Origin of the sequence: Streptomyces sp. WMMC940, from assembly GCF_027460265.1 — a bacterium.
In the GTDB taxonomy this organism is placed as follows: Bacteria; Actinomycetota; Actinomycetes; order Streptomycetales; family Streptomycetaceae; genus Streptomyces.
Genome location: NZ_JAPZBC010000001.1, coordinates 3,575,585 through 3,599,015 on the forward strand (window position 1 = coordinate 3,575,585; position 23,431 = coordinate 3,599,015).

General features: G+C 72.2%; 26 protein-coding genes and 1 pseudogene. 17 read left to right on the forward strand and 10 right to left on the reverse strand.

What is annotated here, in order from left to right:
* Positions 1 to 42 precede the first annotated feature (42 nt).
* From ribA to O7595_RS15705, 9 genes are all read left to right on the forward strand, one after another.
* Positions 43 to 714, forward strand: coding sequence for a GTP cyclohydrolase II (gene ribA, locus O7595_RS15665; RefSeq protein ID WP_269729301.1), 672 nt, complete (start codon positions 43 to 45; stop codon positions 712 to 714).
* Positions 715 to 970: 256 nt separating this feature from the next.
* The gene (locus O7595_RS15670) at positions 971 to 1,309 is read left to right on the forward strand and encodes an ArsR/SmtB family transcription factor (protein ID WP_269729302.1); all 339 of its coding nucleotides are present in this window, start codon (positions 971 to 973) and stop codon (positions 1,307 to 1,309) included.
* A complete protein-coding gene (locus O7595_RS15675; protein ID WP_269729303.1) occupies positions 1,306 to 1,563 on the forward strand; it encodes a hypothetical protein in 258 nt (85 codons plus the stop codon). The genes O7595_RS15670 and O7595_RS15675 overlap by 4 nt, the downstream gene beginning before the upstream one ends.
* Positions 1,564 to 2,243: 680 nt before the next feature.
* Positions 2,244 to 3,221, forward strand: coding sequence for a PstS family phosphate ABC transporter substrate-binding protein (locus O7595_RS15680; protein ID WP_269729304.1), 978 nt, complete (start codon positions 2,244 to 2,246; stop codon positions 3,219 to 3,221).
* Complete coding sequence (gene pstC / locus O7595_RS15685) at positions 3,218 to 4,168, forward strand: phosphate ABC transporter permease subunit PstC (RefSeq protein WP_269729305.1); 951 nt, start codon at positions 3,218 to 3,220, stop codon at positions 4,166 to 4,168. The genes O7595_RS15680 and pstC overlap by 4 nt, the downstream gene beginning before the upstream one ends.
* A complete protein-coding gene (gene pstA / locus O7595_RS15690; RefSeq protein ID WP_269729306.1) occupies positions 4,165 to 5,064 on the forward strand; it encodes a phosphate ABC transporter permease PstA in 900 nt (299 codons plus the stop codon). The genes pstC and pstA overlap by 4 nt, the downstream gene beginning before the upstream one ends.
* A gap of 37 nt (positions 5,065 to 5,101) precedes the next feature.
* Positions 5,102 to 5,953 carry a phosphate ABC transporter ATP-binding protein PstB gene (gene pstB, locus O7595_RS15695; protein ID WP_269729307.1) on the forward strand — a complete coding sequence of 284 codons (852 nt, stop codon included), beginning with the start codon at positions 5,102 to 5,104 and terminating at the stop codon, positions 5,951 to 5,953.
* 320 nt (positions 5,954 to 6,273) lie between these two features.
* Positions 6,274 to 7,044, forward strand: coding sequence for a DUF72 domain-containing protein (locus O7595_RS15700; protein WP_269729308.1), 771 nt, complete (start codon positions 6,274 to 6,276; stop codon positions 7,042 to 7,044).
* Positions 7,045 to 7,151: 107 nt separating this feature from the next.
* On the forward strand, positions 7,152 to 7,517 hold the full coding sequence (locus O7595_RS15705) for a PH domain-containing protein (RefSeq protein ID WP_269729309.1): 366 nt from the start codon (positions 7,152 to 7,154) through the stop codon (positions 7,515 to 7,517).
* 118 nt (positions 7,518 to 7,635) lie between these two features.
* Here the strand turns inward: O7595_RS15705 and O7595_RS15710 are convergent, their stop codons facing one another.
* Positions 7,636 to 8,970 (reverse strand): phytase, encoded by a 1,335-nt coding sequence (locus tag O7595_RS15710; protein ID WP_443071630.1) that lies wholly within the window; start codon positions 8,968 to 8,970, stop codon positions 7,636 to 7,638.
* A gap of 274 nt (positions 8,971 to 9,244) precedes the next feature.
* On the opposite strand from O7595_RS15710, the gene O7595_RS15715 reads away from it, so the two are divergent.
* The 3 genes from O7595_RS15715 to O7595_RS15725 all read left to right on the forward strand — a co-directional run bounded on the left by O7595_RS15715 (position 9,245) and on the right by O7595_RS15725 (position 11,915).
* The gene (locus O7595_RS15715) at positions 9,245 to 9,778 is read left to right on the forward strand and encodes a DoxX family protein (RefSeq protein WP_269729310.1); all 534 of its coding nucleotides are present in this window, start codon (positions 9,245 to 9,247) and stop codon (positions 9,776 to 9,778) included.
* Positions 9,779 to 9,899: 121 nt separating this feature from the next.
* On the forward strand, positions 9,900 to 11,066 hold the full coding sequence (locus O7595_RS15720; RefSeq protein ID WP_269729311.1) for a magnesium and cobalt transport protein CorA: 1,167 nt from the start codon (positions 9,900 to 9,902) through the stop codon (positions 11,064 to 11,066).
* Between the two features lie 108 nt (positions 11,067 to 11,174).
* Entirely contained in the window at positions 11,175 to 11,915 is a 741-nt protein-coding gene (locus O7595_RS15725) for a PP2C family protein-serine/threonine phosphatase (RefSeq protein WP_269729312.1), read from the forward strand.
* A gap of 123 nt (positions 11,916 to 12,038) precedes the next feature.
* Here O7595_RS15725 and O7595_RS15730 read toward each other — a convergent pair whose 3' ends face one another.
* Positions 12,039 to 12,560 (reverse strand): hypothetical protein, encoded by a 522-nt coding sequence (locus O7595_RS15730; RefSeq protein ID WP_269729313.1) that lies wholly within the window; start codon positions 12,558 to 12,560, stop codon positions 12,039 to 12,041.
* Positions 12,561 to 12,796: 236 nt separating this feature from the next.
* Positions 12,797 to 13,210 (reverse strand): STAS domain-containing protein, encoded by a 414-nt coding sequence (locus O7595_RS15735; RefSeq protein WP_269729314.1) that lies wholly within the window; start codon positions 13,208 to 13,210, stop codon positions 12,797 to 12,799.
* A 382-nt stretch (positions 13,211 to 13,592) separates the two neighbouring features.
* Between O7595_RS15735 and O7595_RS15740 the strand changes: the two genes are divergently transcribed.
* From O7595_RS15740 to O7595_RS15755, 4 genes are all read left to right on the forward strand, one after another.
* Entirely contained in the window at positions 13,593 to 13,835 is a 243-nt protein-coding gene (locus tag O7595_RS15740; RefSeq protein ID WP_269729315.1) for a hypothetical protein, read from the forward strand.
* A 239-nt stretch (positions 13,836 to 14,074) separates the two neighbouring features.
* Positions 14,075 to 14,875, forward strand: coding sequence for a hypothetical protein (locus tag O7595_RS15745; RefSeq protein WP_269729316.1), 801 nt, complete (start codon positions 14,075 to 14,077; stop codon positions 14,873 to 14,875).
* A 58-nt stretch (positions 14,876 to 14,933) separates the two neighbouring features.
* Positions 14,934 to 16,055: a sulfite oxidase gene (locus tag O7595_RS15750; RefSeq protein WP_269729317.1), complete on the forward strand. Its 1,122-nt coding sequence runs from the start codon at positions 14,934 to 14,936 to the stop codon at positions 16,053 to 16,055.
* A gap of 79 nt (positions 16,056 to 16,134) precedes the next feature.
* A complete protein-coding gene (locus O7595_RS15755; RefSeq protein ID WP_269729318.1) occupies positions 16,135 to 17,418 on the forward strand; it encodes a phosphoribosyltransferase family protein in 1,284 nt (427 codons plus the stop codon).
* 215 nt (positions 17,419 to 17,633) lie between these two features.
* Here the strand turns inward: O7595_RS15755 and O7595_RS33860 are convergent.
* The 4 genes and pseudogenes from O7595_RS33860 to O7595_RS33870 all read right to left on the reverse strand — a co-directional run.
* A pseudogene (locus tag O7595_RS33860) lies at positions 17,634 to 17,681 on the reverse strand (hypothetical protein); the annotation flags it as partial.
* Positions 17,682 to 17,719: 38 nt separating this feature from the next.
* Positions 17,720 to 17,854 (reverse strand): hypothetical protein, encoded by a 135-nt coding sequence (locus tag O7595_RS33865; RefSeq protein ID WP_443071632.1) that lies wholly within the window; start codon positions 17,852 to 17,854, stop codon positions 17,720 to 17,722.
* A gap of 88 nt (positions 17,855 to 17,942) precedes the next feature.
* On the reverse strand, positions 17,943 to 19,133 hold the full coding sequence (locus tag O7595_RS15765; protein ID WP_269729319.1) for a thiolase family protein: 1,191 nt from the start codon (positions 19,131 to 19,133) through the stop codon (positions 17,943 to 17,945).
* A gap of 6 nt (positions 19,134 to 19,139) precedes the next feature.
* Positions 19,140 to 19,640 (reverse strand): CoA-transferase, encoded by a 501-nt coding sequence (locus O7595_RS33870; RefSeq protein ID WP_443071633.1) that lies wholly within the window; start codon positions 19,638 to 19,640, stop codon positions 19,140 to 19,142.
* Positions 19,641 to 19,743: 103 nt separating this feature from the next.
* On the opposite strand from O7595_RS33870, the gene O7595_RS15775 reads away from it, so the two are divergent.
* Positions 19,744 to 21,381 carry an IclR family transcriptional regulator domain-containing protein gene (locus tag O7595_RS15775; RefSeq protein ID WP_269729320.1) on the forward strand — a complete coding sequence of 546 codons (1,638 nt, stop codon included), beginning with the start codon at positions 19,744 to 19,746 and terminating at the stop codon, positions 21,379 to 21,381.
* A 16-nt stretch (positions 21,382 to 21,397) separates the two neighbouring features.
* Here the strand turns inward: O7595_RS15775 and O7595_RS15780 are convergent, their stop codons facing one another.
* The 3 genes from O7595_RS15780 to O7595_RS15790 all read right to left on the reverse strand — a co-directional run bounded on the left by O7595_RS15780 (position 21,398) and on the right by O7595_RS15790 (position 23,418).
* On the reverse strand, positions 21,398 to 22,036 hold the full coding sequence (locus O7595_RS15780) for a vitamin K epoxide reductase family protein (protein ID WP_332328171.1): 639 nt from the start codon (positions 22,034 to 22,036) through the stop codon (positions 21,398 to 21,400).
* A gap of 376 nt (positions 22,037 to 22,412) precedes the next feature.
* A complete protein-coding gene (locus tag O7595_RS15785) occupies positions 22,413 to 22,916 on the reverse strand; it encodes a DUF5949 family protein (RefSeq protein ID WP_269729321.1) in 504 nt (167 codons plus the stop codon).
* Positions 22,917 to 23,130: 214 nt separating this feature from the next.
* Complete coding sequence (locus O7595_RS15790) at positions 23,131 to 23,418, reverse strand: hypothetical protein (RefSeq protein ID WP_269729322.1); 288 nt, start codon at positions 23,416 to 23,418, stop codon at positions 23,131 to 23,133.
* Positions 23,419 to 23,431 lie beyond the last annotated feature (13 nt).

The window sequence follows — 23,431 nt, forward strand, 5'->3', positions numbered from 1 at the left end:
CGAAGACAACTCCCGCCAGAGGCTACCCGATAGGATCCGGCCATGACAGACAGCGATGGCACTCTCCGCATGGACGCTCGCGCCAAGAACACCGAGCGCATGGCAACTGTCCAACTGTCCACCAAATACGGTGTTTTCCGCGCCATCGGCTACCTGGATCGTATTCGTGGTGACGAACAAATCGCGCTGGTATACGGCGACATCACGGGAGAGGACGTTCTCGCCCGGCTGCATTCGGAGTGCCTGACCGGTGACGCATTCGGTTCACGCCACTGCGAGTGCGGCGACCAACTGTCCGCCGCACTGCGGGCGATCGCCAACGAGGGCCGCGGAGTCCTCGTGTACCTCCAGGGGCACGAGGGACGCGGTATCGGCCTGCTCGCCAAACTCCAGGCGATGCAGCTCCAGGCGGAGGGCATGGACACGGTCGAGGCCAATCTCGCCCTCGGCCTCCCCGTGGACTCCCGCGACTACGGTGTAGCGGCGGACATGCTGCACGACCTCGGCGTCCGGTCGGTGCGGCTGATGTCGAACAACCCGCTCAAGCGGCAGGCGTTGCTGCGGCACGGCATCGAGGTCAGCGAGCAGGTGCCGCTGCTCACGCAGCCCCGCGAGGAGAACATCTTCTATCTGCGGGCCAAGCGGGAGCGCATGGGCCATCTGCTCCCCCATCTGGACCGCCCCCCGCTGGACCGCACGGCGGACCAGCCCTGAGCACGCGCCGCACGACCGTCCGGCCCTGCAGGCGGACGGCACGGCGAACCGGCTCTCAGCGCCGACGGCGCGGCGATCCGCGTCCCGCACCCACGAGGCCCCTCACCGACCGGCCGGTGAGGGGCCTCGCGCACGCCCCGACCCCGAGACGGTCCCTGAGATCTCCCCCCTTCGACCCTGAGATGCGTCAGCTCCCTTTGACAGGCAATCCCGAGGGTGTCAGCTTTGACTGACAGGTAACCGTGAAAGGTACGTGATGACCGGAGGCCCGGCCCCGCACCCGACCGGGGACGAGCTGCTGAGGATCCTCGCGGCGCTCGGCAATCCGCACCGGCTGCGGATCGTCGCCGCGCTCGCCGGGGGCGGCCGCAACTACGTCAGCAGGCTCGCCCGTGAGCTGGGCATCGGACGGCCCCTGCTGCACATGCACCTGCAGCGGCTCGAGGCGGCCGGACTCGTCACGGGCTCCCTGGAACAGACGGCGGACGGAAAGGCCGTGAGGTTCTTCGAGGTCGTCCCGTTCGCCGTCGCCCTGACCCCGGAAGCGGTCGCCCGAGCGGCCCTGACGATCACCCAGGAGGAGAAGGCGAAATGAACTCAACGGACTGGGCCGGAGCGGTCGGTGCCGGCGGTGTCTTCCTCTTCCTGATGGTCGTCGTGTGGCAGGTCGCCGCGACCTGGCGGGCCAGGATGCTCGCGGCACGCGAGGAGCAGTACAAGCGGCTCGCGGCCAGGTACGCGGAACTGCTGGAGGACAACGTCGAGCTGCACCGGCGCACGCTGGAGGAGCTGACGCAGGCCCGCGCCTCGATCACCTCGATGGAGAAGATGATGCGCTCCGTCGAGTAGCGCCGCCGAGTGGCGCCGCCGAGCCGCCGAGCCGCCGAGTGGCGCCGCCGAGCAGCGCGGACCCGCCGGCACCGGCGCGCCCACGGCGACCTGCACGGCACACGACGAACCGCACGGCCGGGAGCGACGGCTCCCGGCCGCGCCCGTGGGGCGCACCGGGCGACGACTGCGAGGCCCTGATGGCCGTGGACCCCCTCTTGACCGAGGATGCCGGGCCCGCCCCGCACCATCGGCACGATGCGCCGGATCACCGGCGAGGCCTCCGGTTCCGGTGGTCCGGCCGCCCCTTCCGGGGGCCGACTCCTCTCCCCCGGGCCCGGCCGCCCCTTCCGGGCGCCCGCTGGGGCGGCCGGGCCGCTCCGGCCGAGCGGGGACCGGGAGCACGCCCCCGTCCGAGGGCCGCCCGGCCGGGCCGGACCGCCACGGAGCTCTTCCGTGGCGCCCCTGGGGGGTGCCGCTCACCCGTCCGGATCCCTCCCGTCCGACCTCCGCCCACCGGGCCGGACTCCGGTGGGGCGACCGCGGTCCTCGGCCGTCCCGGGGGCCGTGGTCACCCTCGTCGGTCGCGCGCACCTCTAGTCGTTCGTAACCTTATGGGGTACTTTGTCGCTTCTGGCGACCGACGGGCGTGCTCCGGCACCGACGACCGGCGAGTGCGCAGACGAGGATCGAGAGCCGATGTGAACACCCCCCGTTCCCCTCGCCGGGCCACGGCGCGCCTGGCCCTGGCCGCCGCCGTCGTCGTGGCCGCGGGCGCCTGCGGCGGTGCCGACGCCGGCTCCGGAGACGGCGGGGGCGACGGACTCTCCGGCACGATCCGGGTGGACGGCTCCAGCACGGTGGCCCCGCTCTCCACGGCAGCGGCCCAGCTCTTCCAGCAGCGAAACCCCGGTGTACGGATCACGGTCGGCACCTCCGGCACCGGAGGCGGGTTCGAGAAGTTCTGCAACGGCGAGACGGACATCGCCGACGCCTCGCGGCGGATCACCGCCGAGGAGCGGGCCCGGTGCGCGGAGAAGGGCGTGGAGTACGAGGAGTTGCGGATCGCCAACGACGGCATGTCCGTCGTGGTGGACAAGGACAACGACTTCGCCGACTGCCTCACCGTCGAGCAGCTGAGGAGGATCTGGGAGCCCGGCTCCCGGATCGACAACTGGAACCAGGTCGACCCGGACTTCCCGGACGTCGAACTGGAACTGTTCGGCCCCGGCACCGACTCCGGCACCTTCGACTACTTCACCCAGGCCGTCAACGGTGAGGAGGGCCGGTCCCGCACCGACTACTCCCCCAGCGAGGACGACAACGTCACCGTGCAGGGCGTCTCCGGCTCCCGGGGCGGCCTGGGCTACTTCGGGCTGTCGTACTACGAGGAGAACAAGGACAAACTGAAGGTCCTCGAGATCGACGGGGGGAACGGCTGTGTCGCGCCGACGCAGACCACCGTCCAGAACGGCACCTACCAGCCCCTGTCCCGCCCCCTGCTCATCTATCCGAGCGCCGCCGCCCTCGACCGGAAGGAAGTCGAGGCGTTCGTCGAGTACTACGTCGAGAACAGCGCCGACATCGCCAGGGCCGCCCAGTTCGTCCCGCTCAGCCCCAGCCAGGAGGACGAGCTGCGGCAGGACCTGACGAGGCTGCGCGAACGGAACGCGCCATGACGCCGCGGGCAGTGCGCCGACGGGCCGCTCCGGGAAGCCCCGGCTTCCTGAAGCGGTCGCAGCCGCGCTGGACCGAGCGGTCGGTCAAGGTCCTGCTCGTGGCCGCCGCACTGGTCTCGGTGCTGACCACGGTCGGCATCGTCGTCGCCCTGATCCCGCCGGTCGTGGAGTTCTTCGGCAAGGTGGACTTCGGGGAGTTCATCACCGGCACCGACTGGTCGCCTCTGTTCGAACCGCCGCGCTTCGGTGTCCTGCCGCTGGTGACGGCCACCCTGGTGGTCATGGTCATCGCGCTGTTCGTGGCCGTCCCGCTCGGCCTCGGCGCGGCCGTCTATCTGAGCGAGTACGCGAGCCACCGCGTCCGCGGGATCTTCAAGCCGGTGCTGGAGGTCCTCGCCGGCATCCCGACCGTGGTCTACGGATTCTTCGCACTCAAGGCGATCACCCCGTTCCTCCAGCGGTACTGGCCCGGGGACGACCCTCCGGAGGTCTTCAACGCCCTCTCGGCGGGGTTCGTCATGGGCATCATGATCATCCCGACGATCGCGTCGCTGGCCGAGGACTCCATGGCCGCCGTGCCCCGCTCGCTGCGCGACGGCGCCTACGCCCTCGGCTCTTCGCGGATGCAGGTCTCCACCAGGGTCGTGTTCCCGGCGGCCCTGTCCGGCATCGTCGCCGCCGTCGTCCTCGGGGTCTCCCGCGCCATCGGGGAGACGATGATCGTGGCCATCGCGGCCGGCGGCCGTCCGAACCTCACCTTCAACCCGCTCGAGGGCATGCAGACGATGACCGCGTTCATCGCCGCGGCCGGCATCGGCGACCTGCCCACCGGGTCCACCGGCTACCAGACGATCTTCGCCGTGGGCCTGCTGCTCTTCGCCATCACGCTGGTGATGAACCTGATCAGCATCCGCCTGGTGCGCCGTTACCGCGAGGTGTACGAATGATCCCCACCGCGGTCACCTCCGACCCGCCCGAGGTCCCCCGCCTCAAGGGGCGGGGCACGCCCCTGCGCGAGCAGTTCTTCCGGCTCAGTCTGTGGGCCTCGCTGGCCATCGGAGTGGTCTTCCTGGCCGGCCTGCTCGCGTACGTGGTCATCGAGGGCTGGCCCCGGCTGAACTCGAAGCTGTGGACCAACTTCCCGGACATCATCGACCCGTCGAACGCCGGCGCCCAGTCGGCGATCACGGGCACGATCTGGGTCATCTCCTTCACGGCCCTGTACTGCCTGCCGACCGGCGTGCTCACCGCCATCTACCTGGAGGAGTACGCCGACCGCGACCGGTGGTGGAACCGGGCGGTCGAGATCAACATCCAGAACCTGGCGGCCGTCCCCTCCATCGTCTACGGCATCCTCGGCCTGGGCGTGATCTCCCGCGGGCTGGGCTTCGGCCAGACCGTGCTCACCGCCGCGCTCACCCTGTCCCTGCTGGTACTGCCCATCGTGATCATCTCGTCCCGGGAGGCGATCCGGGCGGTGCCCCAGTCCATCCGCCAGGCCTCACTCTCGCTGGGCGCCACCCAGTGGCAGACCATCTGGCGCCAGGTGCTGCCCGCCGCCGTGCCCGGCATGGCGACCGGCTCGATCCTCGCGCTGTCCCGCGCCATCGGGGAGGCCGCGCCGCTGCTGCTGCTCGGCGGGCTGACGTTCATCACGTTCAACCCGACCGGTGTGCACAGCCAGTTCACGGTGCTGCCGATCCAGATCTTCAACTGGATCAGCCAGTCCCGCGCCGAGTTCACCGCGCTCGCCTCCGCCGCGATCGTCGTCCTGCTGGTGATCCTGCTGGTCATGAACTCGCTGGCGATCTGGCTGCGCAACCACTTCACCCGCCGATGGTGACTGCCGTGCCACCGAAGACCCCGTGTGAGGAAGCACCATGACCACCCCTCCCGGCCACGGACCCGGCGGCACCAGGCCGCCCCAGCCGGCCCACAGCGTCACCCCGCAGCCGTCCGAGACGGTCTTCGAGGTCGGCGGACTGTCCGTGTTCTACGGCGACCACGAGGCCGTACGCGACGTCAACATGACCATCGGAGCCCGCCAGATCACGGCGATGATCGGCCCGTCGGGCTGTGGCAAGTCGACCGTGCTGCGCTGCTTCAACCGGATGAACGACCTGCTGCCGGACGCCCGGGTGGTCGGCAAGATCCGCTACCACAACGAGGACCTCTACAGCCGCGAGGTCGACCCCATCGAGGTCCGCCGCCGCATCGGCATGGTCTTCCAGAAGCCCAATCCGTTTCCCAAGTCCATCTACGACAACATCGCCTACGGCCCCCGGGTCGGCGGCTTCAAGGGCAACCTGGACGACCTCGTCGAGGAGACCCTGACCCACGCGGCGCTGTGGGACGAGGTCAAGGACAAACTCAAGACCTCGGCGCTGGCGCTCTCCGGCGGACAGCAGCAGCGGCTGTGCATCGCCCGGACCATCGCGGTCGAGCCGGAGGTGATCCTGATGGACGAGCCGTGCTCCTCCCTGGACCCGATCGCCACGGCGAAGATCGAGGACCTCATGGAGCACCTGGCCCAGGAGTTCACCATCATCGTCGTCACGCACAACATGCAGCAGGCCGCCCGGGTGTCGGAGCGGACGGCGTTCTTCAGTTCGGAGATCGACCGGAACGGCGTGCGCCACGGCCGGCTGATCGAGTTCGACGAGACGGGCACGCTCTTCAGCAATCCGTCCGACCAGCGCACGGAGGACTACATCTCCGGCCGCTTCGGCTGAGCTCGGCACGGTGGCGGCGGGGCCTGCGGTACCCGAAGTCATACGGCGTCAGGCGTCAGGCGTCAGGCGAGCGTGGCGATGATCTTCCGGACCCGGTTGACCACGCTGTCCGGCAGGGGCGCGGATCCCCCGCCACGGGGTCCGGGCGTTCCGGCCCGCTCCCCGCCGGGGCCTCGCCCCGGGAACCGGCGCTCGCCGTCCGGGGAACGGCGGCTGCGCGCTCCCCGGCCTCACCCCCCTCCCGAGCCGCCGGGTCCGCGTACGGGTGCCCGTCGTGCGCGGGCGGTACGCCCGGCCGCGGGCCGGGCACGGATTGCTCCATGCCCATGCTCGTCGGAACCTCCGGGTGGCAGTACAAGGACTGGCGCGGCGGCCTCTACCCGCCCGGGGTGCCGCAGCGGCTCTGGCTGGAGGAGTACTCCCGCCGGTTCGCCACGGTGGAGAACAACAACGCCTTCTACCGTCTCCCGGCCCGGGAGGTCTTCGCCTCCTGGCGGGAACGCACGCCCGGGGACTTCGTCATGGCGGTGAAGGCGAGCCGCTATCTGACGCATCTGAAGCGGCTGCACGACCCCGGCGAGCCGGTGGCGCGGCTGATGGACCGGGCCGAGGCGCTCGGCGGCCGGCTGGGACCGGTCCTGCTGCAACTGCCGCCGAACTTCCGTGAGGACACCGCGGCGCTGGACGCCTGTCTGCGCTGCTTCCCCCGTCGCGTCCGGGTCGCCGTCGAGCTGCGCCATCGCTCGTGGTGGGACGCCGAGCGGGAACTCCGGAAGGTACTGGAGCGGCACGGGAGCGCGCTGTGCTGGGCGGACCGGGGGTCCCGCCCCGTCACCCCGCTCTGGCGCACGGCCGACTGGGGCTATCTCCGGCTCCACGGCGGGCTCGCCCAGCCCCCGCCGCGCTACGGCCGCCAGGCGACGACGGCCTGGGTGCGGCGTCTGGCCGGCTGCTGGCCCGACGAGGACGACGTGTACGTGTACTTCAACAACGACACGGGAGGCGCTGCCGTCGTGGACGCCGCGCGGTTCGCCCGGTCCGCCGCGGCGTCGGGCCGGACCGTGACCCGTACGCCCGACGTCACGGGCTGACCCCCGACCGTCCCGCACCAGCCGGATCCTTCCCGAACGTCCGCTGTACAGTGCGAAGGTCGTGCCACTTCGATGACGCGACGACTTCGACGAGTGGGGGGCCTCTCATGGCGCTGTTCGGAAACGCGCACACGGTCGATCCGGCCAAGGCGCAGCAGGACTACGCGCGGCTGCTGGGGCAGGGGGAGCAGGTGCACGCCGCGTTCCTGCTGATCCGCGACACCATCCTGTTCACCGACCGCCGGCTGCTGCTGGTCGACAAGCAGGGCATCACCGGCAAGAAGGTGGAGTACCACTCCGTCCCCTACCGCAGCATCACGCACTTCGCGGTGGAGACGGCCGGCACGTTCGACCTGGACGCCGAGCTGAAGATCTGGATATCGGGGAGCGCCGCGCCGATCCAGAAGACGTTCACCAAGGGCGTCGACATCTACGAGGTTCAGGCGATCCTCACGCAGTTCGTCGCCCGGTAGGCCGGGCCACCTGGGCGCCCCGGCCGGTCCTGATGCCGTTGGTCGATTCGGGGCCTTCGCCCCGCCGCAAGCGGCGGGGCGAAGTGCTGCGAAGTGGCTGGTGCGGGCGGCCGTTCCGTCAGCGGTCGACACGCTCCATGACGGTGCCGAGGTCCACGAACTTGAAGCCGGTGGCCTCGCGGTCGCCGTCGCCCGGGGTGTCGCGCCCGTCCTGCACGACGAGCAGGCCCTCGGGGTACCTGGCGCCGAGCGGCGCGTTCAGCACGGCCGCGCCGTCGCACTCCTCGGAGCCGTCGAGGGCGGAGGAGGCCGCGGTGACGCGGAAGCCGCCCTCGTACTCGTTGCGGTCGCGCACCTCACGGTCGTACAGGGCGAAGGTGTCGTCGCCCTGGCTCGACGCCAGGACGTATCCGTCGCCGTCCGGCTCGGTGAGCAGGGTCAGCCCCTCGACGTCGGCGGACAGGTGCTCGCCGCCGAAGCCGGGGTCCGCGCCCGCGACGCACTCCTCGGTCCCCTCGTCGTAGGCGGCGGGGACGCCGAACTCCCGGACCTTGTCGACGAGCCGGGGCGTGCCGGTGAGATCGGCCCGGACGCGCCAGATGCCGACGTCCTCCTGGCCCGCGTAGAGCATCCCGTTCGCCGGGTCGACGACCATGCCCTCGACCTGAGGCGCGTCCCCGGGCTCACCGCACGGCGTCCAGGCGGTGCCGTCGGGCAGCCGGAAGGAGGACGGCAGTTCCAGGGTGCGCACCGTGCGGTAGGTGACCGTCCCCGAGGAGGTCGGGCGCAGCTCCAGCAGCGCGACCTCGGTGCTCGCACGCCGGCTGACCAGGGCGTACGAGCGGCCGGCCCGGTCGGTCCAGGTGGCGAGGCCGTAGGCGGTCCGCTGGCCGTTGATCTCGTCCTGGTTCCGGGAGAAGACCGGCGGCGCGGCGGGGTCGGTGACGTCGGCGAGTGGGCCGCCGGGGCGTGCCCGGTCGATGCGGTGGATGCGCAGCCGGTCGTGGCCCCGGTCGGTGGTCACGGCGAGGTCGGCGCGTCCGGACGGCAGCCGCATCCCGTGCACGAGGTCCACGTTGTTGAAGCGCCCGGGCGCGTCGCCCGGGCGGGCGGGGCCGGGCGCCGCGATCGACTGCACCGGCCGGGCGTCGAGGTCGTACACCCGCAGTCCGCCCTCCTTGGCGGTCGCCATCACCAGGCTGCGGCCGGGGTCGACGGTGTTGCGCCAGATCGCGGGGTCGTCCGCGTTCGCGTTGCCGCCCGCCTCGTCGTCGTACAGCGTGGGCGCCTCTGCCGCGGGGGTGACGGCAGGCAGGGCGGAGGCGGTGGGTCCGGCGGGGTCCGGGGACGCCGCGGCGGCCGGGAGGGCGGCGGACGCCACGAGGACCAGGCCCAGTACGGCGGTGGCCGTCCGGAAGGACCGGAAGGGACAGAACGGAAGGGATCCGTTCACGAAGCACTCCTACATGTCGGGAACATGACGACTTCCCGTTCGAGGGTGGAAGCGGCGGATGACGGCCCGGCGTCCGGGACACGGTGCCCGGGTGTGCACGCCGTGAACTTGGCCGACCCACGCCGGGAAGCGCAGTATCGAATGGTGGGGCGCGATCCACCGGCCGGTGCCCCCACAACCACTTCTCCGCCTGACCGCGCCGACGCCCCGCCCCGGACACCGCACTCCGGTGGCCCCGGGGACCTGCGGCATCGGCGCAGGAGGTGACACCACCATGAAACTCCCGACCGAGCGCGCCCGACACTCCGCGGGCCCCGTCGCGGTCGGCGCGGCCGACGCGGGCGTGTTGCTGCTCCGGCTGGCCGTCGGACTGGTCCTGGCGGGGCACGGGGCCCAGAAGCTGTTCGGCTGGTTCGGCGGCCCCGGCCTGGAGGCCACGGGCAAGGGCTTCTCGCAGCTCGGCTGGGACCCGGGCGTCTTCTACGCCGGACTGGCCGGGGTCTCCGAGTTCCTGGGCGGTCTGGGCCTGGCCCTCGGCATGCTCACGCCCCTCTCCGCGGCGGCCTGCATCGGGGTCATGGTCAACGCCATGGCGATCGCCCCCGAGATCGACCTGTGGTCCGCCGCCGGCACCGCCTTCGTCTACCCGATGATCCTCGCCGTCGGCGCGCTCACCGTCGCCGCGGTGGGACCGCTCAGGCTCTCCCTCGACGCGCGTTTCCCGTGGCGGGACGGCGGCTGGCTCCCGGCGGGGTTCGCGCTGGTCCTGGGTGTCGTCGGGGCGTTCGTCATCCTGGCGCTGAAGTAGCCGGGCGGCCCCCGGTCGGACCGCAGTGATCGCGGCCGCGGCGATCGCGAAATAATCTGTTCCGTGCCGGTTTGTTCGGCAGTACGGCGATCGAGCGACCCCGCCAGACGAGGTGCAGGCGATGTCCGACAGGCGTCCACGCGCGGTACGGGCGGGCAGGTGGCCGCTCCGGGGCTCCGGTCACGGCCGGCAGCCGGCCGACCCCGCCCCCGAGCACTCCATGGACCCGCGGGCGGAGCACGAGTCGCAGGAGCCGGCACCGCTGGAACGCAGCATCGTGGACGCGGCGCTCTACCGCGACGGGCGCCGGATGGAGACGCCCACCTCGCTGGCGGAGATCTACCACCGCCTCCCCGGAGAGCCGGGCACGATGGCCTGGATCGGGCTGTTCCGGCCCTCCCCCGCCCAGCTGTGGGAGGCGGCGGAGCAGTTCGGGCTGCACGAACTGGCCGTCGAGGACGCCATCGTCGCCCACCAACGCCCCAAGCTGGAGCGGTACGGGAAGACGCTCTTCGTCGTGCTGCGCCCGGCCCGGTACCTGGACGAGGCCGAGGAGGTGGACTTCGGCGAGATCCACGTCTTCGTCGGCCCCGAGTTCGTCCTCACCGTGCGGCACAGCCAGACCCCGGACCTCGCGGTCGTGCGCAGCCGGCTGGAGGCCGACCCGGATCTGCTGGCCCTCGGCCCCGAGGCGGTGCTGTACGCCATCCTGGACGCGGTCGTCGACGGCTACGCCCCGGTGATCGCGGGCCTCCAGCACGACATCGACGAGATCGAGACCGAGGTCTTCCGCGGCGACCCGAAGGTCTCCCGGCGGATCTACGAGCTGTCCCGCGAGGTCGTGGACTTCCAGCGGGCCACCCGACCGCTGCTGGCCATCATGAACGGGCTCCAGGCCGGCTTCCAGAAGTACGGCACGAACGAGGAGCTCCAGCGCTACCTCCGGGACGTGGCGGACCACGCCACCACCGTCGCCGAGCGGGTCAACGGCTTCCGGCAGGCGCTCGGCGACATCCTCACCGTCAACACCACCCTCGTCTCGCAGGCGCAGAACGAGGAGATGAAGATGCTCGCGGAGGCCGGCCACGCCCAGAACAACGAGATCAAGAAGATCTCCAGCTGGGCCGCCATCCTCTTCGCGCCCACCCTCATCGGCACCGTCTACGGGATGAACTTCGTCCACATGCCCGAGCTCGACTGGCGCTTCGGCTACCCGTTCGCCCTCGCGCTGATGCTGCTGGTGTGCATCAGCCTGTACCTCGTCTTCAAGCGCCGTGACTGGCTCTGACCCGACCGCATCCGGCCGCCCGGCGCCCGCCGCCGGACCCCGCGGAGGCCTTCGCGTCACAATGGGTGGTGAGGACATGCCGTCCACAGCGGTGAGGCGGGACCGAGGATGCCCTACATAGCCGTGACCGCCCTGAGCGACGTCGGGCTGATCCGCGAGCACAACGAGGACAGTCTCGTCGCCGGCCCCTGGACCCTGTGCGGCACCGTGACGGAGAACCCGCAGACGCTGCTCTTCCCGCTGGGCACCCCGCTCGTCGCCGCCGTCGCCGACGGGCTCGGCGGGCAGCCAGCCGGTGAGGTGGCCAGCGCGCTCGTCGTACGGCAGCTCGCCGCGCTCGGCCCCGCACTGGACGACGAGGACGCCGTCAACGAGGCGCTGAACATGTGCAACCACATGGTGTACTCGGCCGCCGACGACAACCCCGACCTGCTCACGATGGGCACCACGATCGCGGGCGTCGTCGTCCTGCGCGGCTCGGTGACGGTGTTCAACGTCGGCGACAGCAAGGTCTACGCCGCGGCCGAGGACGGACTGCGGCAGCTGAGCGTGGACGACAGCCCACCGGCGGCACCGGGACGGCGTGTCACGACGGCCGTCACCCAGACACTCGGCGGCGGTCCCTCCTACACCCCCGTCACGCCCCATGTCACGACCACCTCGCTGTCCCCGGGCGGCCGCTGCCTGGTGTGCACCGACGGGCTGACGGACCCGGTGCCGGACGAGGAACTCCACGCCCTGCTGCGGGTGCACGACGACGGCAGGGCCGCCTATGAACTGTGGAAGGCCGCCATCGAGGCGGGTGGACCGGACAACATCACGCTGGCGCTGGTCCGCATCGGCGAGTAGCGGCGGCCCACGCGCGGTCGGCCGCCGCCCGGAAACGGACGGTGCCCCGGAGCCGAGGCTCCGGGGCACCGTCCTCGTGCGCGGGTGGGGCGTGCATCCGGTGCCTCACCGCGTCACGCGGGACTACTCCACGTCGTGGCAGACCGCGAAGGCGGTGATCGTGCCGCCTGCGACGACGACCTCCGCGGACGCCCTCCATCCGGTGGCGGGGCCCGTGCCGACGAACACCGGCGCGCTGTCCTCGACCTCGATCGAGGTGAGGTCGCTGGTGTCGAAGCCACCGCCGATGGCGATGTCGTTGCCGAGGCAGAGGGCCGTCGACTCGACGTCCGTGCCGACGATGTCGCTGGTCGCGACCAGGCCGGTCACGACGTAGGTGTCGAGCTCACCCTCGGGGCCGGCCGGCCCGGGAGGGCCCTGCGGACCCTGCGGGCCACGCTCGCCACGCTCGCCGCGCTCACCACGGCGGTCGTCGTCGAAGCTCATCACCAGGGCGCCTGAGCCCGGCAGCGCGACGCTCTGCCCGGAGGGCAGTGTGTCGGCCACGGCAGCGGTGCTCGGGACGACACTGAGCAGGGCGGCGACGGCGCCGGCCGAGACCAGCGTGGCGGTCTTCGTGCGGGAACTACGGATTGTACGGCTCACCAGAGAACCTTCCTCGCGGAACTTGGAGTGACCGAACCACCGGCGTGCACGCACTCGGCAGTGCGCTTCGTCCGCCTGAGCGTCACGCAGTGCGTGGCCACGGGCCACAGTCTTCACTCTCCGCGATCGAGGCATTACCGATCGGCACGTGTCGCGGGCGCAATCACCCGTGCGGCTGCGAAACCCGGCAGCCCCCGTACTCAATTCGGACCTCTCGCGTTTCGCGCGCGCCCGCGTCAGCACTCCATCAGGTCCAGTGCGTGCTTGACCGAGAGGGCACAGAGAAAGAGCCGCCGGGAAATCTCGGCGGCAATCAGATCGCGTACCGGAGAGGACGGGTGGACCAGGACGATGTTCCGCTCGTGGCGCTTCCAGGAAAGAAGGAGATCCAGCAACTCGTTGTCGCACTCGGTGATTTCCGCGCAGTCGACGACGAGCCGCGAGTACCCGGACTTCACGGCGACGGTCAGCATCAGCCGCAGGGGGTAGACGCTCTCGCGGTCGACCACTCCCCGGAGGGCGATGACCAGTGTGCGGTCGATGGTCCGGCAGTAGGAGATGGCCGGTGGGTCGTTCCGCCGCCCGGGAGTGCCGCAGGGGCCAGGGTCCGCGGTATCCGAATGCACCGCGACCGACTCTGCGACTGTCATGCTGCTGTACCCCTTCGCGGTGTGCCGCCCGAATGCCGCTCTACAACTACCGTAAAAGTGCCGGGAACTGCACCCGGGGAGCGATCCATACGGGTGACGGCAACCGGTTCCAGCAGGCCGGCGGAGATCTGCTTTCCTTATCAACTGGCATCTCCGGTGCACCGGCCGGGTCGCGCCCCGGGCGCCGACGTGTCCATCGGCGCGGGAAATCGTTTTGTCGTCGATGAATTCTTCCAACGCTTCGCCGCCTCCCGGGTCTTCGGACCCCCTGGCCCCACCGGCCCCCCACGCCGGAGTCCTGGCGTGGGAGCGCCGTCCCGGTTCCGGGCGGTCCGGCCCCCGTCACCGCGGCGCGGACGAACTCGCCCAGACACCGGTGTACGTGCAACTGGTGTCCGAGTGGCGGGCGCGCGGGGCGATGCTGCCGGGCGCACGCGATCCGCAGTGGGACCGGCTCGTCTCCCTCCGCGCGTTCGAGGAGGACACCCGGCGCACGCTCCGCATGCTCCGGCTGGAGCGGGATCCGCCGCCGCTGCTGCCCGACACGGAGGCGCGGCCGACCGCCGGGGACACCGACCACCCGTCCGTACCGGGCGCGGTCGCGCACCTCCCGGGGCCCCGCTGAGGGCCGTCCCGCGAACCCCGGCCCGGACCAGCCGGCCCGGCTCCGCCCGCCGGCACCACCCGTCCTCGTGGCTACGACCCTGAATCGTGAAAACTTGAGCCATTGGAGCTCATCGTGTGAATTCTCGGGAGAGCGCGAGTCCAGGACCCGGGCGAAGCGTTTGTGCGTATGTGGAACCGCGAGAGTTGTGGGAAAGAAATACAGTCCTTGCGAATGCCTTCTGCACCAGCGACGACCGGGTGCGGCTGGCCCAGAGCGCACTCGACGAGGCCCAGGCCGACCGTACGAGGATGCTGGCCGCATTCGCGGTGGTCGTCGGCGACGACGGCACCGTCGCCGGCATGATGGGCCTGCCGGAACGAGAGGTCAGGGTTGCCCGCAGGACCGTCGGCCGGGAAGGCGCGCGTACCGTCGCGGCCAATCTACTGACACGAATGTCGGATCAGTCCGCCGATATGGGCGGGGAACCCGTGCAGACGGCCGGGGAGACCACGGCGTCTTTTCCCCGGGCGGAGCCGGCCGCGGTGCCGGTCTCGGCTCCGCCCGTGTCCCCGTACACCACCGCACAGCCGTCCCAGCAGACCGGTACCTATTCGGTTCCAGTGGTCGAGGAACAGATCTGGGCCGAACCCGTCCCGCCCGTCCAACCCGTCCAGCCCGTTCCGTCCACGCAGCCCGCAAGTCCCGTCTGGTCTCCCTCGATGGATTCCGTTCTGGTGTGGAGCTGGCACTCCGGGCTGGATCTCCAGGTCGTCGCGAACGAACTCGGTCTGGAACTGCGAACGGTTCTCCAGCGCGTACAGACCCTCGCCGCGGACGGCCAGCTCGTGAAAGCCGACCAGGTCGCGCCGCGGGACTACTCGAGTGGCTCACGGGACCACTCGGTCCCGTCGAGGGACTACGCGAACGGTTCGAGGGAGTACGCGACCGGTTCGAGGGAGTACTCGGGCCGGCACCGGCGGCACGAGGAGCCGATGGAGTTCTCCGACACCGGATCGTTCGGACTGGGCGGACTTTTCTCCAGCGCTTCCTGGTCCTGAGCGCCCACTGGCGCTCGCGCGTGCTGCCGCCCGACGGCGGGCGGCGCACGATGGAGGCATGGACCGCGACCTCGCGGCCGTCAGCCTTCCCGGGCGGGTCGCCGGCCCCGACGAGGGGATCAGCCCCGAGGAGCTGGCCCTCGCCGCCCGCAACCACGGAATGCCGCTGGAGGCACTCCGGTACGGGCTGACGCCCCCGGGGCTGCACTACGTCCTCGTCCACTACGACATACCCGCCGCCGAGGCCGCCGACTGGCGGATCGGCGTCGGCGGGCTGGTGCGGACACCGCTGCGGCTGGACGTGGCGGACCTCAGGTCGTACCCGTCCGTCACGCTGCGCGTCACGATGGAGTGCGCGGGGAACGGGCGGGCCCGGCTCACCCCCCGGCCGGTGAGCCAGCCGTGGCTGGTGGAGGCGGTGGGCACCGCGGAGTGGACCGGCGTACCGCTGCGCACCCTGCTGCGGGAGGCCCGAGTGGAGCCCGGCGCCGTCGAGGCGGTGTTCACCGGCGCCGACCACGGCGTGGAGCGCGGTGTCGAACAGGACTACCGCCGCAGCCTGCCGCTGAGCGTGGCCATGGGAGACGACCCGGAGGTGCTGGTCGCCTACGCGATGAACGGCGGTCCGCTGCCGCCGCAGCACGGCCACCCCGTGCGGCTCGTCGTCCCCGGCTGGTACGGCATGGCCCAGGTGAAGTGGCTGTGCGACATCAACCTGACCGACACCCCCTTCACCGGCTTCCAGCAGTCCGTCGCGTACCGCTACCGACAGTCCGCGGACGAGCCCGGCGAGCCGGTCACCCGCATCGCCCCGCGCGCCCTGATGATCCCGCCGGGCTTCCCCGACTTCATGTCCCGCACCAGGGTGCTGCGCCCCGGCCGGACCGGGCTGGAGGGCCGTGCCTGGTCCGGCCACGCGCCGGTCGTGCGGGTGGAGGTCAGCACCGACGACGGGCGGAGCTGGCACGACGCGGCGCTCGACGTCCCGGAGGGCGGCACCTGGGCCTGGCGCCACTGGCACACGGCCTGGACGGCGACCCCCGGCAGCCATGTGCTCGTCGCGCGCGCCACCGACGCCGACGGCCGCACCCAGCCCCTCGACCAGCCGTGGAACCGGGGCGGCTTCGGGAACAACCTGGTGCAGCGGATCCCCGTCGTGTGCCTGCCGGAGGGTGCCTGAGGCGCGCTCCGGCCCGACTTGCGAAGCGGCCCCCCATGGGGTTGGTTCGAAGGAGAACCCCTGTTGGGGGTGAGCCACTGTGCTGTTCACCGATCGCGTCGACGCGGGGCAGCGCCTCGCCGGGGCACTCGGGCATCTTCGGGAGGCCGATCCCGTCGTGCTCGGGCTGCCGAGGGGCGGAGTACCGGTGGCCTTCCAGGTGGCGCGGGCACTGGGCGCGCCGCTGGACGTGATCGTCGTACGCAAGCTGGGCGTGCCGTACCACCGGGAGCTGGGGTTCGGCGCCATCGGCGAGGGCGGCATCCGGGTCATCAGCGACGACATCGTCCGCCGGGGCCATGTCTCCGAGAAGGACGTCGCGTCGGTGGAACGGGCCGAGGCCGCCGAACTGACCCGGCAGGCCGAGCGGTTCAGGGCCGACCGGCCGCGCGTCGACATCAGGGGCCGGACCGTGATCGTCGTGGACGACGGGATCGCGACCGGGGCCACGGCCGCCGCGGCCTGCGAGGTCGTCCGTGCGCAGGGAGCGGCTCGGGTGGTGCTCGCCGCCCCCGTCGCGCCCCCGGACGCGGTGTCCTGGCTGCGTACCGAGGCGGACGAGGTGGTGTGCCTGTCGACACCGAGGGCGTTCTCGGCCGTGGGTGAGTGGTACCAGGACTTCTCGCAGACGCCGGACGAGGAGGTCGTCGCGCTGCTGGCGCAGTCGGCAGCAGACCCGCCGAGCGCCGCCAAGACCGAGGACGTCGAGGTGGAGGTGGGCACCGTGCGGCTCGCCGGGGAACTCGCCCTGCCGGAGGACGCCGCCGCAGTGGTGATGTTCGCCCACGGCTCCGGGAGCAGCCGGCACAGCCCGCGCAACCGGACCGTGGCGGCGGCCCTGAACACCGCAGGTCTCGGCACCCTGCTGTTCGACCTGCTCACCGAGCCGGAGGCCGCCGACCGCAGGAACGTCTTCGACATCGAGGTGCTGGCCGACCGGCTCTCTGGGGCCACCGCGTGGCTGCGCACCCGCACTCCCGTCCCCATCGGCTACTTCGGTGCGTCGACCGGTGCCGCCGCGGCGCTCTGGGCGGCGTCGAGCGCAGGTCCCGAGGTCGGTGCCGTCGTCTCGCGCGGCGGCCGTCCCGACCTGGCCGGGTCACGGCTGCCAGGGGTGCGCGCCCCGACATTGCTGATCGTCGGGGGGCGTGACACGACCGTCCTCGACCTCAACCGCCAGGCGCAGTCGGCGCTGCGCTGCGAGTGCCGTCTGGTGGTCGTCCCGGGTGCGACGCATCTCTTCGAGGAGCCGGGGGCGCTCGACGAGGTGTCCGATCTGGCCCGCGACTGGTTCAGGCTGCACATGACCCCGCGGGAGCCGTAGGGCCGCGATCGCCCCGGCGCCCGCTTCCCCGTTCTTCGACGTGCCTCGACGTGCCTCGACGCGCTTCGACTCCAGGCGTCCGCCCGCCGGACGGAACCGTCCGGCGAGCCGGTCTCCCGCCACCGCACCCCGGCCCGGGCCGGCACGATCGCATCGGCGGCCGGATTGAGCCCCTTGGCCCCGACCGGCAGGACGATGTGCGTCGCGTCGCCCGCCAGGAAGACCCGGACGTAGCGCATCGGCTCGGTGAGATGGCTGCGCATCGGAAGCACCGCCTTGGACGTGACCGCCCGCGCTCCAGTTACCGGCCGGCGACCGGGCGGTCGCTCCCGGCGCCCTCGACGGAGGTCGCCTCGGCGCCGAACAGGAGCGGGCCGCCGTCGGCGAGCCGAGGGGCGATCAGGTCCTTCACCACCTTCGTCTGCGCGTACGCCATGGCACTCCGGCCCCCGGTGAGGGAGGACAGGTCGAGGCGATGGGCGCGGGGGCCGAAGCGGAGTTCGACGGCCCCCGATCCGGTCCCGTCACCTCTCCAGGACCAGGGCCAGCCCCTGCCCGACGCCGATGCACAGCGCCGCGAGGCCCGTACCCGAGCCCGCGGCCGCGAGCTGGTGGGCGACGGCCCCGGTGAGCCGGGCGCCGGAGGCGCCGAGCGGATGGCCGATGGCGATGGCACCGCCGCGCGGGTTGACGCGGGCCGCATCGAGGTCCGGCCACTGGCGCAGACAGGCCAGCGCCTGCGCGGCGAACGCCTCGTTGAGCTCCACCGTCTGCAGCTCGCCGAACTCGCGGCCGGCCTTCTTCAGCGCACGCCGGGCGGCCTCGACCGGGCCCGCGCCGAAGTACTGCGGCTCGATACCGGTGACGGCCGAGGCGCCGACGCGGGCGAGCGGCTCCCGGCCGGTGGCGCGCAGCCCGTCCTCGTCCACGAGCAGCAGCGCGGCGGCGCCGTCGTTGAGCGGCGAGGAGTTGCCCGCGGTGACGGTGCCGTCCTCGCGGAAGACCGGCTTCAGCGCGGCCAGGGCCTCGGTGGAGGTGGTGTCACGGATGCACTCGTCCCGGGTCAGGTCCACTCCGTCGACGGGGACCACCTCGCCGTCGTACAGCCCGTCGGCCCAGGCGCGGGCGGCGTTGCGGTGGCTGGCGAGGGCGAACGCGTCCTGTTCGTCGCGACCGATGCCGTACCGGTCGGCCAGCAGCTCGGCGCCCTCGCCGAGGCCCACCGTCCACTCCTGCGGCATCCGCGGATTGACCATCCGCCAACCCAGCGTGGTCGAGTGCAGCTGCTGGTGGGCGGCGGGGAAGCCGCGCTCGGGCTTCTGCAGCACCCAGGGCGCGCGGCTCATGGACTCGACGCCGCCCGCGACGGCGATGGACGCGTCGCCGACGGCGACGGCGCGCGCGGCCTGGATGACGGCCTCCATGCCGGAGCCGCACAACCGGTTGACGGTCGTGCCGGGCACGGTGACCGGCAGGCCGGCGAGCAGCACGGCCATCCGCGCCACGTCCCGGTTGTCCTCGCCCGCGCCGTTGGCGTCGCCGAAGAAGACGTCGTCGATCCGTGCCGGGTCGAGCTCGGGCGTACGGGAGACGAGGGCGCCGAGCACCCCGGCGGCCAGGTCGTCGGGCCGCACCCCGGCGAGGGCGCCCCCGTACTTGCCGATGGGGGTGCGGACGGCGTCCACGACGTAGACGTCACGGAGGCGGTCGGTCATGACGGCTCAGCTCCTGTCTTGTCTCGTACCTCGTCGGGGATGACCCCGGGGGCGGTCTCGACGAGTGCGAACCCGGCGGCGTTGGTGTCCGGCGCCCCGAGGTCGGTGAAGACCCGGTGCACACCTCCGGCCCGTGAGGGGGAGCGTGCAGGCACGGACGAGTTCCGGGGAGCCGTCCTCGGCGGTGCGGTCGGTGCGGACCACGACCCGGTGGGCGCCGTGGACGAGGTCCGTCGCGCCTCCCGCTCCCCTGACCGTTCCTCCGGGGACGGCCCGGTCGGCGAGGTCCCCCCGCTCGGAGACCTGCACGGCTCCCAGCACCACGGTGTCGTGGCGGTCCCCGCGGGCGACCCGCACCAGGGGGAAGTCGGTGGTGATGCCGTGCTCGAGGGCGTGGTCGCGGTCGTCGAAGGCGCCGACCTCCTCGGGCGGCGACGCGACGGCGAGCGACGCACGGTCCGCGGCGTCGCCCACCGCCTCGGCGGCGGACCGCTTGACTCTGTCCATGGAGACTTCCACTCGATCCGTTCGCCATATGAACTAGAGTTCATCTTCGGCTCGCCATGAGTCTGCGTGCACCCGGCACACGTGTCAACGCCCTGGAGAACCGATGCCAGCCGCTCCCCCCGCAGAGGCCGTGGCTCCGCTGATGCGCGGTATCGCCGTGCTGCGCGCACTCAGCGACGCGGGCGGCCGGATGGACCTCAGCGACCTCGCGCGCTCCACGGGGCTGGCCCGCTCGACCGCCGACCGCGTCGCGGCGACGCTGGCGCGGATGGGGTACGTACGCCTCCGGGCCCATGAGGTCCGGCTCGCCCCACGGCTCATGGAACTGGGGAACGCCTACCTCGCCGCGCTGTCCCTGCCGCGCCGGCTCGGCCCACTCGCCGAGCGTCTCGCCGACGAGCTCGACGAACCGGTCTCGCTCGCCGTCCCCGACCGCGACGGCATCCGCCTCGTCCACCAGACCGCCCGGCGGCGAGCCATGTCGCCCACCTTCCGGATCGGCGACCTGCTGCCGTACGAACGCACCGCCGCGGGAGCGGTGTTCGCGGCCGGATGGACGGACGGCACATGGGCAGCCCGAAGCGGTGACGCCCCCGGAGCCGAGGACGGAGCCCCGCCCGACGGGGCCGGAAGGACCGCCGACGCGGAGGAGGCGTTCCGGCGACGGGCAGCACGCTCCGGCGAGGCCGGCTGGGCCGTGGACGACCAGCTCATCGAGCCGGGACTGGTCGCCATCGCCCTGCCCGTGCACGACCGCGAGGGCTCCGTCGTCTGCGCGGTGAGCGTGGTCGGCCACACCAGCCGGCACACCGCGGACTCCCTCGGCCGCGCCGTGCTGCCCGTGGTGCGGGAGACGGTCGCCGCGATGGAGGAGGAGTTGCGCCGGGACCGCCCGGCCTCGCGGGCACCCTCGCCGAACGGCCTCGCTCACTGGACCACGGCCTCCAAGCAGGAACTCGGCGCTGAGTTCGTGGAGTCGCTGGCCAGGGGGCTCACCGTGATCACCGCCTTCGGCGAGGGCCGTCCCGAACTGTCCCTCACCGCAGTGGCCGAGGCCACCGGCCTGGCCCGGGCCACCGCCCGCCGTGCGCTCATCACCCTGGAACACCTCGGCTACGTCGGCTCGGGGGACCGCGTCTTCCGGCTCACTCCGCGCGTGCTGTCCCTCGGCCTCCCCGCACTGTCCCGGACGACGCTCCCCGACGTCGCCGTACCGCACATGGCCGAACTGGTGCGTCGCGTGCACGACTCCGCGTCCCTCGCGGTTCTCGACGGGGACGACATCCGCTACACCGCGCGCGTCGCCACCGAGCGGATCACGAGCGTCGACATCACCATCGGCACCCGCTTCCCCGCGTACGCCGCCTCCATGGGGCGGGTCCTGCTGGCCGGGCTCCCCGCCGGGGAGCGTGCGGACCGTCTCGCCCGCACCGCACTGCGCCCGCTCACCTCACGTACCGTCACCGAACCGCCGCGCCTGCTCGGGCTCCTCGACCGCGTCCACGACGAGGGGTTCGCGCTGGTCGACGAGGAGCTGGAGGAGGGGCTCCGTTCGCTGGCCGTCCCCGTGCGGGACCACACGGGCCGCACCGTCGCCGCGCTGAACGTCGCCATGCACACGGCCCGCCGCACGACCGGCGAGTGCCTCACCGAGGTCCTCCCCGCTCTCCGGGCCACGGCCGCCGCGATCGAGTCCGACCTCCACATCGCGGGTCGATTCGCCCGCGTCCCCGAGGTCTGACCACCGCCCGGCGGACTCAGCCGGTCCAGAAGTCCCACCAGCGAGTGAGCACCAGCATGCCGATGATCCCCGTCCACGCGGCCGGCGGCAGCCAGCCGAACTCCCGCAGCCCGTCCCGCAGCCCGGCCGGCGCCGGCAGCATCCGGTGCCCGACGGTGTGCCGCGTCACCCGGCAGAACAGGACGATCGTGGCGACCCACGCGAGACAGCACCACAGGCAGAGGGCACCGATCCGGTACAGCGACTGGAACTGCAGCCAGGTGCAGAAGGCGACCCCGAAGAGCGCTCCCCCGTTGAGCGCGAGCCAGAACCAGCGCCGGTACCGGGCCCCCGCCAGCAGCCCGGCGCCCACCGCGATCACCACGGCGTACGAGACGAGCCCCAGCATCGGGTTGGGGAAGCCGAAGACGGCCGCCTGCTCGCTCTTCATGATGCTCCCGCACGACACGACGGGGTTGAGGCTGCACCCGGGGGTGAAGCCCGGGTCCTCCAGCAGCCGGAACTTGTCGAGCGTGATGGCCCAGGAGGCGAGCAGCCCCGCCGCGCCCGTGACCACGAGCATCAGGGCGAAGCCCCGGCTCGCGCCCACCCCGGTCGCGGGGGCGTCCGGTGCCGTCACGGGACGCGCGACGCGCCTTCTGGCTCGTGTCCCCATGTCTCTCCAGACTCCCTCTCCGGCCGGATCCGTCCGGCTGATTCCCCGGCCCTCCGTCACCTGGGCCGATGCGCACACGCAGTAATCGCCGCCCCGCTCGACACGACGGATCGTCAGATGCGGACTAGCGTCGCGGGTGTCCACAACCCCCTCTGACAGGAGGCCACCGTGAAGCTGACGCTTCCTCACCCGGCGGCGGCCGCCGCCGCGGGCACCGGAATACGACTCAGGCTCGCCGGGACAGCCCGGGCGGACGCGCACCGCGCGCCCTCCCGCCCGGCGAGCGGTGTCCGGCAGCTCTGACCAGCAAGGTGTGAACCAGGCCCGGCCGGCGGTCGTACCGCCGTTGCCGGGCCTCTTGCCGCCCGGTGACGGCTCAGCCACGCAGCTGACGGACCGGCAGCAGGCAGTGCGCCGCTGTCGACAGCACGGACTCGTCACCGACGAACTCCCGGAGCCTGTCCTCGGTGACCGGAACCCCCGGCGCGGCGTCCGGCCAGGGCCGCGTCGCGAAGATGAAGTACACGTGCCCCCGGTCCCGTACCGCGGCCAGCCACTCCTGCGGCACCGTGCACTGCGCGGTGAGGTGAGGCATCGTCAGCACGGCCTGGCCCGCCTCCACCAGCAACGTGACGGGAAACCCGGCGGACTCGGCGGCGTCCACGAACTCGGTCCCGACCGGCAGACCCACGTCGTCGAGCAGCTGCCGGGCCGCGGCCTCGGCCCCCTCCGGTCCGCCGTCGCCGTCGCCGAGTGCGTAGGCCAGCAGGAAGGGCATGTCGCGCTCGTCGTCGGGGTGCTCCCCGCTCCAGGCGATGACGACGAGGGTGCCCAGTCGGGCCGGGCGGAAGGCGCGTACCGCGCCGCGGGTTGAGGTCACGTTCGGGACCATAGCGACTTAGCCGAACCCTTCGGGCACCCATGTCACACGCGCGGGGGAGCCCACCGCCGGATTAGCCCGAAGGGGTCGCACTCGCTCAACCGTGCGCAGACCCGCCGCGGCCGGCGGACCGGCGGCGGCAGGGCCCGGGAGGCGGGGAAGGCCCGGCGGAATCCTTCCGCCGGGCCTTCCGGGACCGTACCGGGGACGCCGCTCAGGCGCCCAGGGGGAGCCCACCGAGGAGCTGCTGCGGGGCGCCCGCCTTGCTCCTGTTCAGGTCGTCGGCGGTGCCCTGGACCGTGTTCAGCAGCGAGCCGTCCCGCTCCGTGTCCAGCGTCCTGTTCGTGAGGGGCTCCACGGCACCCGTGGTCTCGCTCGCGACGGTACCCAGCGCGCCGTTCAGACTGGTCGGAGCGAGCTCGGAAGCGGCGAAAGCCGGGGCCGAGGCACCCGCGGCGACCAGCGAACCGGCGACGACCGCAGCGACCTTCATGGGCTTCATCAGTGAATATCTC